Here is a 15,165-nt window from a genome sequence, read left to right on the forward strand (position 1 = left end):
ATGCTCGCGCAGCACGCCAATGATCTGATCCTCGGTAAATCGGCCTCGCCGCATCACTCGTCTCCATCTGACGAGCTAACTTACCAATGGCATGAAGTCTGGGGAGCAGGTCACTCCCGATAAAGCGCCTGAGCTCGGGAAACCCCGTAACCAATCGGTGACAGGCGGACCTGATCGTCCTCAACCGTCAAGATGACTTTCGCATCCCCATGAAGGCCCATCGCCTTGCGGACCGATGCAGGCAAAACAAAAGGACGGTAGATCGGAAAAGCGAACGCGTTCCGAAAGCCGTCATTATCTGCAAATCGGGAAACCGTTGGTCTTTGCAAGCGGTGCCGTTTGGACGACGCTCGAGATCTCGACAAAGGTCGGATGAAGACATTTTCCACCAAAGGGTGACCTTTGTTTGTAACGAGATAGCGAGCGAATATTACCATCAAAATGGACGTAAAATTCGCATCGCCTTGCTTGACATGACAGATCTCTACACTCCATTATTTCGGAGCGGCGCAAACTGGTTCCGCAAGCTAGAGACCTAGCTTAGCCCACCTGTACTATAGCAATAGATGCATGTTTTTGCCATTTACAATCGTTCGTGGTAATACTCGCCTACGGCTGTGCAACAAAAAGAAGGGTAATAAATATGACAAGTCTTATCATTGCTGACTTGGAGCACACGATTGCTCCTGCTGGCTCGGGCGGCGAAACGCTTAACCCGGGCGTTGTTTTGATTGCTATCGCAATCGGCATCTCCATTACCTAATCAACATTAGGGGCCGCCTATTTTAATGATAGGCGGCCTTTGTTGTCAGGACTGCCAGATTAGAGCGCGGTATACATAGCAATGAAACAAGGGGGGTATATTTAAGATGTTGCCCGCAACGGAACGACTGCTTGGGCTTTTAAAGTCCGGTGTAAAGTCGTTGGACGAATGCCCAAACATAGAACCGGTGTTTCAGTCATTCGTTCTATCCGGTGAATACAAAAGCTATATGATAAAAGTCTTGCAAATGATCGATAGCGAACCATCCGCTCGTATAGATGTGCTGAGTTCGAACTCGTTCATCATATTCAGGAATGATCATTTTTTATTATCTATACAAATGGCTGGCGCATTGCCGCTGAACGCCCTCCCTACCGATGGCCGCAGGTATATAGCCACTGCTCCTGAAAACGGACTGCAAGCCGTAATCAGTCCGAGCGGTTCTCTGCACGCGGCTCGCTATAGGTTGCCGGAGGGCGTTGACCTTTCCGTTTTTGATCCCGAAGTCAGGCCTAAGCTTGTCGATGACCAAGAACTAGACGAGAAATCGCCATGCTATCGCTACAACGCCGGCGAGGTATTCAAGCTTGATTTCTCATCGCCGATCTACGTTCTACGTCTCAGTGAAACTTCAACTCTAGATTATCAATGGACGTTTGATCCCTCCACATTGGCACCTGTGTTTCCGAGCGTGACTCTGCCCTCCGTCGGCAGGATGGAAACCTTGATGGACGTGGCCGTATCTTTAACGGGAACGGTTTTGCCGCGTGAGAACGCCATTGGAATCCTTGAGTCTTTGGTAGACCACCCGCTTCACTTCATTAGATGGAAGGCCGTGCAGGGGCTTGGCGCGCTCGACCCTCCCCTTGCCATTGAGTCTTTGAAACGCCTTACTTCCGATAGCCACCCGCATATCAGAAGGTCAGCTAATAGCGCCCTAGAACAGTTAAGTGTAGCTTGAAAGGCTCGTTATGGTACAATCGTATATATTTGACGACGCTCCTGCCATTTCGATAGAGGATTATCTCGATTGGGTTTCTGATAACGTAGATGAGCGTGACGTAGATAGTATTGCGGCATCATCCTGCATGCTAAATCGCCTCTCTAAGAATAAAACGCTCCTGAACGAGACTTTGCTCGATCCCTTGAAGCGGAACGCATCCGGTGCTCAGCCAGAAAACAAGTATACTGACGCAACGTTCATGCTAGGATCAGCAAAGAATGGCGCTCTCTTGGTAAGGGCTAATCTATGGAAGGTTCCGAAGCAGCGCGCCGGTTCAGCTTTATATGAAAATAACCTTTACTCATATCATTTGCCACATGATCATAACTTCGACTTTCTCACGGTTGGATTTTTTGGGCCGGGGTACGTTACTGATTTGTATACGTATGATTACGAGATGGCGAAAAGTAGGCTTGGGGTGCCAACAGATTTTAAGTTTCAAGAGCGCACAGATCTTCCAGTGGGCAAGGTGATGCTATATGAAAAGTCAAAAGACGTTCATACGCAGCACCACCCAGTTTCTCCGTCTATCTCTATTAACCTTTTAGCGATTACCGAAGAGCAGACAACTCGACAGCAGTTTTTCTTTGATGTTGAGCAGGGAACCACATCAGGCTACGTTGCGGGAATGATAAGCTCCCGCGTAAGCATGATTGATATGATAGGTCACCTTGGTATTTTGGATGCCGTAGAGCCCCTTGAAGCTATCATACAAAACCATCCGTGTGCCCGCACTAGAGCAAGTGCCGCAAGCAGTATAATTCATATTGCTCCCCAGGAGCGGGAACGGCTCACGACCCGTTTTGGTATGGATGAAAGTGACATAGTAAAAGGTGCTTTGGGTATACTGTGAGTTTAGCTTAAGCTAATTCGGTGTAGCGGAGCCGTAATGACCTTTTTTGTTTTATTCTCTATTTTATGGACCTTGCTTTTACTATCTCGAGGAACTTCGACCGGCAAGTTTTTGTATCGGTGGATGGTAGAATGGCCTGCGGGTTGGACGATAAGTTTATCGAGAGGGCACGCTATCGTACTGCTAAGTTTCTTGGCTGTTATAAGCGCGCTAGTATGGTTTGAGCAGGGTGAAGCGCTGAGATTAATGGGGTTGGCGTCGCCAGAGGTGTTAGGCTACATCACCATGTTCGAAATCAGCACTTTTGCCGATGTCGTCGCTGTGGCTGCCCTGACTTGGTCTAATCTTCGAGGTGGAGTCCGCGGCTCTAACCCGTCAAAAGTGATATATCGCATACGTTGCTGGTTTCGCAAAGTGCCTCTGCAACGTGTGCATCACGACTAACGTTTAAATAACTATCGCGCGTCATGTTATGTTAAAGCTCCATTATCGTAAATCGGAAGTTATACCGCCAAAATAGCACCAATAATGCCAAGTACGACTAGGGACCCTATCACAAAGCCGAACTGATTACTCGATCGCATCTTCGCCACATATCGCGAGATTGTAGCATCGTTGCGTTTGTCAGACGCAGCCCATACTACTAACGCAAACCAAAGCACAAATGATGCTATTGTTAGGGGACTAAGTCGATATATTGTCTTACGGTCAGGATGACCCCGGATTAGCGCAATCATTGCTGGGAACGAGATAAATATCACTGCCGCCATAAGCATCACATGAAGCATGGGTTTGTTTACCAACGAGACATCCTCAAAAAGACAGTTAGGTATTAAATCTGGGATTTAATTATCTAAAAGACAGGATATAATTCGGGGTCCGTGCGAAGACCGCGCATAAGCAACTTGCGCCGGCTGTCCGGTGAGCAGGTGACCCGGTTCGACCCATATTTGCCCAAGAACCATAGCAGCCACTAATATATGATCGGTGGGCGTTGAGCGACATCGTTTTATCAACCGCAACGGCTTACGCTCGTGCGATAGACCTCGGAAGTATGATCCGTATTAGACGGTCTCGAACCGAAGAGTGCGATGGAGTAATTGAAGTGCTGGTTGCCGCGAGCGCAAACGCAGCAAAGGTCGTTCGGGCGGCTGATAGGTAGGACCAAATGCAGTATACGAAGCCGCGCGCCATCGCTGATGCTGACTCCGCTGGCCGAGCTTCTTTATGGCTGCTGGCCATGTCAACGATTACACTGGAACCGCAACGTTATTGGACGATCTGCCCGAGGCACAGTGATCCTCGCCGACCGCTTCTGCGATGCAGACTGATCCAGGGACGCCCTGCAGTCCGGGCCGGAAATCGTGGAATGTACCCAGCGATTACGACAACCGCCGCTTCCGAAGCCGCATCTTCGCAAGGCATGCCCAGCCCCCCGAGGGACCGGTGCTGCGTTGCTATTCACTACGATCCCAACAAAACCCACCTCAAAACAGCTAGCCCGTACATAAATGTATTGGCTCTCAAATATGGTCACTCGGAACTACAACAAAGGACTGTTTTCAGCTTATATGCGTCAGACGGATCTACGCGGTAGGCGAACGGCCGTTGAGGTACAAACCACGATCGATGCAACGGACGCACAAGACTGATATGTCCGCGGGCAACAGCGATCAAGACGGCCTGTGCTATCCCGCAGGAGTCCTAAAAGGGGTAAGCCGGGGTGAACGCGCGAACGCATCCGGATGATAGGTTAGCCGGTCTATAGCTACTCATGCTAAAAGCCAGCGCTCAAGTTGCGATCGCGTGCTGGAGCGTTCATCCTGCAAGCAATCGACCAGATGGCAACGTTCTACGATGATCCGGGCGTGTCCGAGCTTCAGCTTAAATCAATCAATACAATATCGATATTCAATGAATCTCCTTGACTAATTTCTGCCGCATATCTTACTGAAATTCGATATATCTCCTACGAATGGTCGATGGGAGTTATTGAATGAGATGTCGAATATCTGCTCGCAGGGTTCCAGCGCTAACCCCAGCGCTCTGCACTAGTAGCATCCTCGCGCTAACGTTGTTCGTGCCTGCGCGCGTGTTCCGCCATGATGCGGCGATGGGGGACGACCTAGGATGTACGGTCTGATGGGAGAGGATGGAGAGCGCATCAGCGTCAAACTTGACGACCTATTGAACCAGCGACGCATGACCCTGACGCAGCTGAGCGAGCGCGTCGGCTTGACTATCGCCAATCTGTCGATCCTAAAGACCGGCAAGGCAAAAGCGATACGCTTTTCCACGTTGCGGGCAATCTGCCGCGAGTTGGACTGCCAGCCCGGCGACTTGCTGATCTACGATCCCTAATGAACGCCGTCTGTGTGTTTGTGGTTTGTTGTAGATAACTCCCGATAACGAACGCCGTTCGGGGATGACGTGCCGCGCTGCGCTGATACCGGCCTCTCCGAGCGATGGGGAATCTCCATCTGCCCAAAAAAACCGTTCCGGAAATGGTTCTCTCAAAAGCGTGATTGGCAGACGGAGTTATGGGAACGCCATGGCTTCATAAAGGGTATACCGTGAGTGAACATACCGCGCTGGACAGTCTTCCCGTTCAATCAGGGTCACTTGCATAGAGATTGAACACTCCGCGCAAGTGGTCTAGAACCTGATTGAACAAATGGGGCTCCAATGACACTTTTTGGTTACGCGCGAGTATCGACCTCTGAGCAGGATCTCGGGATACAGGAAACCGCGCTGCGGGCCGCTGGCTGCCAGACCATCCGATCGGAGAAAAAATCAGGGAGCGAGCGCGGCGCCCGGACCGAACTGCAAGGCCTGCTCGACTTCCTTCGCAAAGGCGACACTCTGGTAGTGACCCGTATTGATCGGCTCGCTCGGTCGATGAAAGATCTGCAGGATATTGTGCACGAGCTGAAGGGCAGGGGGATCGCTCTCAAGGCGACGGAGCAACCGATCGACACAAGCACGGCAACGGGGAAAGCATTTCTCGATATGCTCGGCGTATTTGCAGAGTTCGAGACGAACCTTCGACGCGAACGGCAACTTGAAGGTATCGAGGCAGCAAAGGCGCGGGGTGTCTACAAAGGCGGTAAGCCGCGTATTGATCCCGACGCGGTGCGTAAGCTGATCGCCGACGGTATAAAGCCTGCACATATCGCTCGCCAACTCGGCATTTCCCGAGGCACCGTTTATCAGTTTGTCCCCAAGCTAGATACGGCAGCAGCCTCGAAGACGTAGGACAGCGTTTCGGCCTTTCGTGGTGGAAAGCGGAACGACGGCTTTCGGGTCGCGGTCGGAGATAAAACGGACGTTTGTTCATGCGGCAGGGCGCGGGGGCGTGAACGCCCGTGTTGGACCGAAGCCGAGTTCGCCGCTTTCGGGGGGCTATCGGCGTAAGCTAACGTTCGTTCGGTTGAGCCAAAGTCGCTGTTCATGCCAATAGCCGTCGCAGCGTTCGGCTATCCTTCTCACGAGCTAATACCCTTGGCTAAAGGCGAGCGCTTAGGGTCTCATCCCCCCGGCCGGAACTGACCCGTTGTAACCAGATGTTTAGGGTGGGCGGCTATCCCCGGACTATGGCCGATCGATCATCAAAACCCGAATATCCGTCGTGGCGGGCAGAGGACGGACGTAAGGCCGTCCGGATAGCCGTAGATTGGTCGGCAACTGTCACAGCAGACAAGTTTGATACCCAAGCCGTGCGGATCAGTGACTGCACGCAATTGGGTTGTCGGATTGAGACCCGCTTGGCGGTTTCGGTTGGCACGTTCGTGGACGTTGCCATCCCGAATTTCGCCGATGTACCGGGCTGGGTTGCTTGGAGCAGTCCGGAAGCTATCGGAATCGACTTCTGCCATCCCCTTCCAAATCGCGTTCTCGAGTATATCGTAGAACGAAATGAGGCGATCTGACGGACAGGAAACGCCTGGCTTAGGCAAGAAAGGGGCCACAAAAGCCCCATCAGGCGATCAACCCCACCGCCCTCTCTTGGTCAGCGGCACCGATGGACTGACGTGGGCCCGCGGGACTTCGTCCATACTCAGGATAGGAGCGGGCAGATCCTCACGCGTAGCGTAGAGCCGACGCAGAATTATCGCGAGGTCCTCTTCCGTCAGCCCTGATGCGGGATCGATCACCAGTCCTTCAGGCATCGGCTCGACCCAAGCAGCGAGGCGATTGCACGCCGCGCCGAGTTCAGGATCTGCGCAATCATCAAAATCTGCCATGCCATGAGCATATTCCGGCTCCGCTGATTCGAGCAAGCTGAGCATGAACCAGCTCATCCCCCTTCATTGTCGGCATAGACTTGCAGAACGAGCTCGAAGCTCGCCAGCGCCTGCCGTGCCAGCGCTTCGACACGGTTCATAATTATTGCAGGGGTGTTGCGAGGATATCGTCGACTGCTAAGGCGACCCGGCGCCAATCCTCAGCTCCATCGCCCGAGGATAAAATATTTCCAAGCGATCTCAGCACATATCGTGCAGAATCGCTTCCATGAGCTGCTACGATTTCGCCTGCCTTCAACCAAGCCTCGCGATCGGTCATATTTGCCCTCATCAAAAGCACCATTTCAGCTAAGAGCGCAGCAATTACGCCTCAACCTGTCCTAGCCCCTTTATCGTCGCTCGATACAATTTAGCCCGAGCCTGTATCAGAGCTGCAGCTTGGTCGGCGCCCTGTCCCACGACGATGCCGGCCGAGCCGGTCACCATTCCGATCCACTCCCCGCTTCCGCGTAATTTTAGGCGCCTGGTCGCGAATGCTGCAAGGACCTCCTCTGCAAGTAAGCGGGCGTTCGCCAGCGCGACATCGGTAACCACGACCATGAACTCGTTGCCGGTCCAACGGATGATCTCTTCGTTTTTTAAAACCTGCCGCAGGTTGGCGACGAATGCGCTCAGCACATTGTCACCTACAGGGTGACCGAAACGTTCGTTGATATTGCTGAGATCAGCGACGCTGAATATCATCATGACGTACGCACGATTTTGTTCGCCGAGCCGCGCAAAAAGAGGACGAGCCCCTTCGGAGGTCAATGCCTGCGTAGCTGTATCGCGTGTAGGATCTATGCGTTGCTCGCTTAGCGATCCCAAGTTGGCCTGTAGTTTAGCTACATCCCTGCGCAGATCGGCGAGTTCACGTTCAGCGTCGGTCAGTCGTGCCACTAGAGCGTTTGAATCTGGCCAGTCTTGGACCTCCACCGCCATGGCGGTGACGTCATCACTCAGGGATTTCGTCAGTAATTGCGCATCCGATGTCAATGATCCCAACTGGGTCGCATGGCTCTGGACAGCGTCTTCCATGCGCGCCGCGGTCCCGGATTTTGTTGCCAAGAAGCGCTGACTTAGTTCGTTTAGAGACCTCGGCGTCAGCCTCAGTCCGCCATCCGTTTCAAGCGCTACAGCCCGCGCTAATGGTCCGTCTAGGTCGCTGACGACCTCTAGAGCGAACGCGTAATTGGCCGTCGTGGGCTGAAGATGGTGGGATTCCAGAAACGCCAAGGCGGCGTGTGCAGTACCAAATGCATCTGACACTATTAATCACGCCCCTCTGTCGGCCATATCGACTTAACGCTGTATGATGCGGCCCGTTGCATACTTGGCATCATAGATACGTTAATACAACTGACCTAGATAAAGAGGTGCCAGAGGTCGATTAGGAAGTCTGCCAGTGATCTTGAGCCCTTGATTGTCGAAATAGCTCCGCTAGGCTCTGAAAGCTCTGGGCCGAGGAGTATACGATGGGAAAGTTTATGATGCTGCCGGTGGCAACCATATTAATGGCTTCGGGTGCGGCGGCTCATCAAACTGCGCCTACCACGCCCCATTCTGTCGTGGCAGCTGCCAAGCCGGTGACTGCGGAAAAACCGATCTGTCGATCTGAAGAGACTACCGGATCGCGCTTTTCTAAAAGGGTCTGCCATACCAAGGCGGAGTGGAACGCGATGGCCGCAGATGGTGTCGCAGCCCTGGAGGCAAGTCGGCGTCCGCACTAATGAGTTGGTGAGGTCCGTATCGATGCCTGGGGCCCCCATCCTCAATCACTATAAAAGGGGCATTCAAAGGGGTATGATTGTAGCGGTAGAACAGCTTCTCAACCGTGCAATGATGTTTTTTAGCCGGTGCTACAGGCGCTCGTTGGCGCGAAACGGGGGGAATGGAAACCGGCCGGCCCTGCTGCAGCGATGTTGCTGGCAAATTCTGGCTGCAACCCTAACGTCCGTCAATGCTCATTCTCTACGCCCTGATGCTCGCCGCGATGCTCCAGCAGACCGCCGCGGAGACCGACCCGGCTGATGTCTCCGAGATCGATGCCGTTAGCTGCCGCCTGGACGTTCCCGGTTACATGCGCTTCGCCATGGCGATCGATGGCGAGGAGCAGCTCGCGCGGACGCGGGGATGGAAGAAGATCGCCTCGCCCAATTCGTTCATCGCCGAATATGACCTGCCGAAGCCGATTACCGTCGCGGGGTCATACAGCACGCGCCGGATCGCGTTTACCGGCGATGCCATCCTCGCGGTGCTCGACGTCGCGGACCCCGCCATCGTGGCGCGTGCCGAAAAGATCGACAACAGCATGTCGGCTCAGCCGATGATCGACGCGATGGCCGCCTCGGGTAAGGTGACCCGCGCCCAGGCGGAAGCCGAGTTCCCCTTTCGCAAGTTCCTGGGCGAGCGGATCATGACCGACGTCACCGAACCCGCGGGCAAGGACGGCTATGGCAGCCACATGGTAGTCGCCCGAACGATCTCCAACGTCACCACGCACCCCGGCAAGACACTCTACGGCTGCGCATATCGGTTCGATATGCTGGACAAGGATGGGACATCGCTGTGAGACGGAATTGGCACCGCGCGATCGTCGTCTCGCTGGCACTGGTCGCGCCGCTGCCGGCGTATGCGCAACTCTCCAGCATGGACAGCTTCATCGGTACTCTGTCAATCGAGCGAGGCAAGGTCATCCTCACGTGGTGCGATCTGGCGGCGTCGCACTACCTGCTGCGCGATGTGCCGGGAGGTCAGGCGGTCGCCCGCTATCGCAAGGATGGCCGGCGCGCGTCTGCCGACGTGATGAGCAGCTATAGCGAGGAGGGTGATCGTAACGTCCTGACCGTTGCCGAGTTTCTCGACTATCAACCGGGCAAGTCGTGTCACCTGAGCGACGCACTGGATGCGCTCACTCCTGCCGATGCCCCCTCGACGCAGGGCACGCCTGCCGACGCGCGTGCCAACGGCGGCCACGCTACACCTGCCGTGCTCGTTGGCCATTATTACCTCATGGGTGTGATGGAGACCGGATCCGAGCTGTTGCTGCGGCCAGACGGCCAATTCGACTGGGCGTTGAGTTACGGTGCGCTGGACCAGGAGGCGCAGGGCATGTGGCACGTCGAGCGCGACGAGGTCGTGCTCGTGGCGTCCGCACCAAGCGCGCAGAAGCCGCTCTTCTCCTACTTGTCCACCGCGCCGTGGGATGAGGAGACCGGAAACGAACGTCGGCGGTACCAGCGCAGCGAGATCGAGGCCACGATCCGCGCCCGCTGCCCGATCTTCCCCGAACCATTTGTTTCCGCGACGCCTCTGACGACCGCCGACAATGCCCCCGCGCCGTCCACGACAATCCTTCAACAGCGCGCCGCCACGGCATTGCGCGCTGCGAACGTCGCCAGGACGAATGCGGAGCTCCTGGCTGCTCGACTGATGTCAGATGGTCCGTCGACCGGGGCAGAGCCAGCTGCCCCGCAGGTGCGACAGGCATTGTCCGATTGGCAGGATGCGCGCGCGCTGGCGATCGAGGCCGCACGTGCGGCAGGCTTGCCGGAACCCACGCTAGCCGATCCGACGCTGCCCGCGGCGTGCACCATGTCGCCAGCCGACGCGGCCGAAAGCGGTACCGCGCGAACCTCCCCGGGCGTGGCGATCAGGATCTTCGATCCCGCGTCGGACCAGCCCGCGCGCAACCTCCCCGTCACGCTGCACTTTGCGAATGGCACTAAGGAGAAGCTGGTCACCGGCAGGAGCGGCTTTGCGTTCGCCCCGCGCGGCGCAACGAAGGCCGTCAGCCTTACCATTCACACCGAGGCGCCGATTGCGAGTGACATGACGATCACCTTCGCACCGCTGCAACACGGGATCGTCCGGATCGGCTTCGATCGGCAGCAACTAATGGCGCGGCCGTTCGACACGTTGCGCCTGCGCATCGCGGGTATCGCGCTGTTTATCGAGGGCGCCAAGGGACGGTACGAGCGCCAGCCGTAGAGCAAAATGGCGATGAATTGACCCGCGCCTAGCTCGGTTCGTGCTGAGCCTGTCGAGGTACCGTTTCCTATGCTGCTGCGGCGAAGAGAAGGGCATGGCTTCGACAGCATAGGCGCGAACGGCTCATCGTAATATCATCATGCTCTAAGCGGTTCTCCGACCACGTTGCATTACCGTCATCGCCCTTCGGGCGCCCGCTTTGCGGCGGGCCGCTTTCAACACAGTACAGCGTTGCTCGTCGCTGCTTCAGCATCGCGCCCTCCTCCCGCCTCGTACCGTGCCGTAATCGCCTCCGTGCCAGTGATCCAACCTGATCGGAAATCGCTCTAACTGTTGAATTGACAACCGAACGACCGTGACACCGGGAACAGTCGGCTTTCGACCGGTCCCATCCTAAAAGCGCCTGGCATCAAAGCTCCCGATGTCGGCCACTGCGGATCACATGAACGAACGACCGGTTTCGGGAAGGCGTCGGTGCCAACTACATAACGAGGATTGGACGTATTTAAGTTCAAAAAAGTACCCATCGGGGCGGAGGTCAGATCAATTAACGTTCGTTATTTCGGGGAGATCTGAAATGATCGCCAGTTCCATTTTTGCGTCAAACTGCGAAGGCTACCTGGCGGAAAAAGCTTCAGTCCGCGTTCGTTCTCAACATTTTATGAACCCTTTGTTGCTAATGAAGGTCGTTAAGGGACCGAAAGAATGTTCGAGTGGCTACCTGAATTCAGATTGCGCCGAATGCCGGCGTCGGACACGTTTCTTCTTGAGCAATATGCCGCGTTGCGCCGCCAGATTCCCTTAATGTACGGGCTGATGTTCATCAACGTCCTGTTTCTCGGCATAGAGTCTTTTCGTGACGTACCATTCGGGATGAGTTTTGGCATACCGATCCTGTTATCGGTTGCGATTGCTGCGCGCGCGCTTCTCTGGGTCCGACGCAGATCGATTATCGCGCAACCTGACCAGATTCGGCGCTATCTTCGTGGCACTATCCTCACGGCTACACTTTTGAGCCTAGTTTTCGGAACGTGGGGGTCGTTGCTGTTTTCTGAAGCTGAACCCATCCGCAGCGTATCAATTTCGCTCTACGTTTTTGTAGGAGCGATTAGTTGTTGCTTCTGTCTGCAAGCACTTCCGAGTGCCGGCTATATGGTCTTGCTGTTCGGCGTGATGCCTGTCACAACTCGTCTGTTTATAGCGTCGGATTGGTCGCTGTTCAGTGTTGGCGCAAATTTCCTGATCGTCGCCATACTGATATTGCGGACATTGGCTACGAACCACGCAGGCTTCAGGCAAGTGCTACAGTCTCGCGCTGACATGCTGGTCGAGCAACAGCGCGCGCAAGCCGCAGAGCTTGCGGCGCAGAAAATGGCCTACGAAGATGTGCTGACTGGCCTAGCAAACAGGCGTGCGCTTACCGAGCATCTTGATGGATTTCTCTATCACAGTGCGCCGCGGAGTCAGATGTATCTTTTCATGATCGATCTGGACTTGTTCAAGGGCGTGAACGATGCGTACGGGCATGGTGCTGGAGACCAACTTTTAGTTGCAGTTGCAACGCGGCTTCGCATGCTCGTGATCCCTACCGGTAATGTCTACCGACTTGGTGGCGACGAGTTTGCCGTCACGTTCCAGCTTGATGGTGACGGCATCGGTCCCGCGAACGTCATGGCGGATAAGCTCGTCCGTGAAATGGCTGCATCGTTTCCGATCGACCGGTTCTTCCACCATATCAGCGCTAGCATCGGGATCTCCTGTTTCCCTACCGACGCCGCGAGCCGTGAAGCGTTGATGCAGCACGCGGACATCGCCTTGTATGAGGCAAAATCGGGTGGTCGTTCGCAACATCGCTTTTACAAGCCGGTCATGGGAGAGGCGCTGGTGGCTCGCGCTGTGCTTGAGCGTGAGATCCGCGTGGATTTTGGTACAGAGGCCTTCCGTCCATATTATCAACCGATCGTAGATCTGGCGTCTGGCAATATCGTTGGTTTCGAAATGCTTGCTCGGTGGAACCGCGCCGACGGCATTATGGTTGAGCCCGGTCGCTTCATCCCGATTATTGAGGAGTGCGGGCTGATCGATGAGCTCATGTTGCAACTCCTCGAACGGGCGTGCCTTGACGCCAATAAATGGCCGTCCGAACTGACTATCGCGATAAACCTATCACCGATCCAGTTTCGCGACCCGTGGCTGTCGGAAAAGATATTGGCAGTGCTAACACGGCAGGGCTTCCCGGCGCGCCGTATTTGCCTCGAAATCACCGAAAACGCCCTCATTTCTGATCCTGCTTCGGCCCAGCGGATCATCGAGTCGTTGAAGAACCGGGGAATTTCTCTTGCTCTGGACGACTTCGGCACCGGGTTTTCGTCTATTCAGCATCTCCGGATGCTGCCTTTCGACAAACTTAAGATCGACCGTTCGTTCGTTTCCAACGTCGATACCGATAGCGCCGCTCACCGCATGGTTTCGGCGATCATTCGGTTGGCAGAAAGCTTAGAACTACGTGTGGTCGCTGAAGGCGTCGAAAACGCCTCCGTGCGTGATATCCTGCGCGAGCTCGGCTGCCAGGAAGCGCAAGGGTACCTGTTAGGCATGCCGTTGAGTGCAAGCGAGACCGATGAAATACTCAATCACAGGAGGGGCTTGGCCTTAGCGATATCTGACAAGCGCGAGTTTAGTAAGCACGCCTTACGAGGGCCCAAATTAACATGGATAGATGTTTGAAGCCGGTAGGCGGAGCGCTTTTTAACAGTCGATGATGGATCACGGCATGCGCGAAGCAGGTTGCCGGCTCCCGCTGGTGCCGCCCCCCGTTTTGTCAATATGAACGACCGGCAAAAGTTGGGACGACTGGCGAGCGCGTTGAACGACCGATTGTGGGTCGTTTGTCGTACTGATGAAAAACCGGGCGGCAGACCGGCATCGAATTTGTTGTCCAGTACAAATCAACGATGACTGCCAAGCGCGGTACGGAGCCGCGCACGGATCGGCTCGTCCCAGAATGTATACGACGCCCATGCAACTGCGATGAGGAAGGGAATGAGCGCCAGCCCGATGACTACCAGCATATCTTGGGTCGGATGGCCGTTCGCTACGAAGTTCATCCAGACATACAGGAATGGAAAATGCGTCATGTAGATCGGGTAAGATATGCGCCCAGCGAACTTGCACAGCCCCATCATGCCGCGGCCCGCTTCCGAGTGGCTTCCGGCCAAAATGACGAGCGGGAATACGACGACGATGCACGTCGTCTCGTATAGGCCGTTGAGCTTGACCGGGCCCACGTTCGACAGCGTCGGGAACGCGGCCACCGCGATCAGGACGACCGTCAGCGGCAGATAACCAAGGCGCAAGAACGGCAGTCGGCCCCGTACGCGGAAAAGCCAAAGCCCCATGACGAACGGGAAGCACAGCCGGACGGGCGCCATCCACAAGCTATCCCAGCCTGAGCCCTGATCCATAGTGCCGAGTCTGAGCCCGCATACGACGAGGCAGATCCCACTTGCGATCGCAATCGCCAGCAGCGCGCGGGCGGACAAGCGACGAAGCAGGAGCGCGTAGGCGATATTGCCTATATATTCCTGAAGCAGACTCCAGCATGGCCCGTTGAAGGGGTGCGTGTCGCTCCAGCGATTAGGGAGCGGCCCGGCGGGCAGCAGCAACAGCCCAAGAGCGAACACGCCAAGCAGCTTGCCCAGCGGCACGGCTTGCGCACTACCGGCAAACGGGTCGGACAGATAGCTCACGAAGCCCAGCACAACGCCAAGGATCACGAGCGGGTGCAGCCGGATCAGTCGCAAAGTCAGAAAACGGCGGACCGACATACGGTCCCAGCGATCGTCATAGGCGTAACCGATCACGAAGCCGGACAGCAGGAAGAAGAAGTCGACGGCCAGGACCGCGTGGTGAAGAATGACCTTGGAGGCATCCCACATCACCGTGATGCCCTGAATGTGGAACAGCACAACGAGCATGGCAGCGGTGCCGCGCAGACCGTCGAGCACCTCGAAATGATCCTTGCCCGTCGCTGTCTGGTCCGGTGCCGCATTTGGAACGCCGGGCGGCGAAGTTGGCATATCCGCCCCTGTCAATCGCAACACTTCCACCAAGCTTGCTCTCCCGTCGTACCTCAACGCCACGCTGGCCGATGGACCGTTTGACCGCAACTATGGATCGCGGTTAGCCGAGGGCCCCAGGTTAACGCATCTGGCAGATGAATGAACGGCGAGAATTGGATACGCGACAAGCGGGGACGAATGACCGCATATGG

Annotated in this window: 11 protein-coding genes and 1 pseudogene; 9 read left to right on the forward strand and 3 right to left on the reverse strand. The window is 55.5% G+C overall.

The features are described 5' to 3' along the window. Nucleotides 1-869: 869 nt before the first annotated feature. From C8J43_RS20725 to C8J43_RS20745, 6 genes and pseudogenes are all read left to right on the forward strand, one after another. The gene (locus C8J43_RS20725; RefSeq protein WP_133032471.1) at nucleotides 870-1,724 is read left to right on the forward strand and encodes a HEAT repeat domain-containing protein; all 855 of its coding nucleotides are present in this window, start codon (nucleotides 870-872) and stop codon (nucleotides 1,722-1,724) included. 10 nt (nucleotides 1,725-1,734) lie between these two features. After that, entirely contained in the window at nucleotides 1,735-2,619 is an 885-nt protein-coding gene (locus C8J43_RS20730) for a hypothetical protein (RefSeq protein ID WP_133032472.1), read from the forward strand. Between the two features lie 1,221 nt (nucleotides 2,620-3,840). Next, a pseudogene (locus C8J43_RS22465) lies at nucleotides 3,841-3,947 on the forward strand (IS5/IS1182 family transposase); the annotation flags it as partial. Nucleotides 3,948-4,761: 814 nt separating this feature from the next. After that, nucleotides 4,762-4,980: a helix-turn-helix transcriptional regulator gene (locus C8J43_RS20735; RefSeq protein ID WP_133032495.1), complete on the forward strand. Its 219-nt coding sequence runs from the start codon at nucleotides 4,762-4,764 to the stop codon at nucleotides 4,978-4,980. 324 nt (nucleotides 4,981-5,304) lie between these two features. Further along, nucleotides 5,305-5,874, forward strand: a complete 570-nt coding sequence (locus C8J43_RS20740; RefSeq protein ID WP_133032473.1) for a recombinase family protein — start codon at nucleotides 5,305-5,307, stop codon at nucleotides 5,872-5,874. Nucleotides 5,875-6,212: 338 nt separating this feature from the next. Then, complete coding sequence (locus C8J43_RS20745) at nucleotides 6,213-6,548, forward strand: hypothetical protein (RefSeq protein ID WP_133032474.1); 336 nt, start codon at nucleotides 6,213-6,215, stop codon at nucleotides 6,546-6,548. A 57-nt stretch (nucleotides 6,549-6,605) separates the two neighbouring features. On the opposite strand, the gene C8J43_RS20750 is transcribed toward C8J43_RS20745, so the two are convergent. Together C8J43_RS20750 and C8J43_RS20755 are read right to left on the reverse strand one after the other, a co-directional pair. Next, nucleotides 6,606-6,920, reverse strand: a complete 315-nt coding sequence (locus C8J43_RS20750) for a hypothetical protein (protein ID WP_060525153.1) — start codon at nucleotides 6,918-6,920, stop codon at nucleotides 6,606-6,608. Nucleotides 6,921-7,226: 306 nt separating this feature from the next. Further along, nucleotides 7,227-7,940: a GGDEF domain-containing protein gene (locus tag C8J43_RS20755; protein ID WP_133032475.1), complete on the reverse strand. Its 714-nt coding sequence runs from the start codon at nucleotides 7,938-7,940 to the stop codon at nucleotides 7,227-7,229. Nucleotides 7,941-8,862: 922 nt separating this feature from the next. Between C8J43_RS20755 and C8J43_RS20765 the strand changes: the two genes are divergently transcribed. The 3 genes from C8J43_RS20765 to C8J43_RS20775 all read left to right on the forward strand — a co-directional run bounded on the left by C8J43_RS20765 (nucleotide 8,863) and on the right by C8J43_RS20775 (nucleotide 13,619). Continuing rightward, complete coding sequence (locus C8J43_RS20765) at nucleotides 8,863-9,474, forward strand: hypothetical protein (protein WP_056054615.1); 612 nt, start codon at nucleotides 8,863-8,865, stop codon at nucleotides 9,472-9,474. Next, nucleotides 9,471-10,892 (forward strand): hypothetical protein, encoded by a 1,422-nt coding sequence (locus C8J43_RS20770; protein ID WP_133032477.1) that lies wholly within the window; start codon nucleotides 9,471-9,473, stop codon nucleotides 10,890-10,892. The genes C8J43_RS20765 and C8J43_RS20770 overlap by 4 nt, the downstream gene beginning before the upstream one ends. A 705-nt stretch (nucleotides 10,893-11,597) precedes the next feature. Then, complete coding sequence (locus C8J43_RS20775) at nucleotides 11,598-13,619, forward strand: EAL domain-containing protein (protein ID WP_133032478.1); 2,022 nt, start codon at nucleotides 11,598-11,600, stop codon at nucleotides 13,617-13,619. Between the two features lie 221 nt (nucleotides 13,620-13,840). Here the strand turns inward: C8J43_RS20775 and C8J43_RS20780 are convergent, their stop codons facing one another. Next, entirely contained in the window at nucleotides 13,841-15,001 is a 1,161-nt protein-coding gene (locus C8J43_RS20780) for an acyltransferase (protein WP_243645717.1), read from the reverse strand. Between the last annotated feature and the right edge of the window lie 164 nt (nucleotides 15,002-15,165).

It is taken from the genome of Sphingomonas sp. PP-CE-1G-424, from assembly GCF_004341085.1.
GTDB lineage: Bacteria > Pseudomonadota > Alphaproteobacteria > Sphingomonadales > Sphingomonadaceae > Sphingomonas.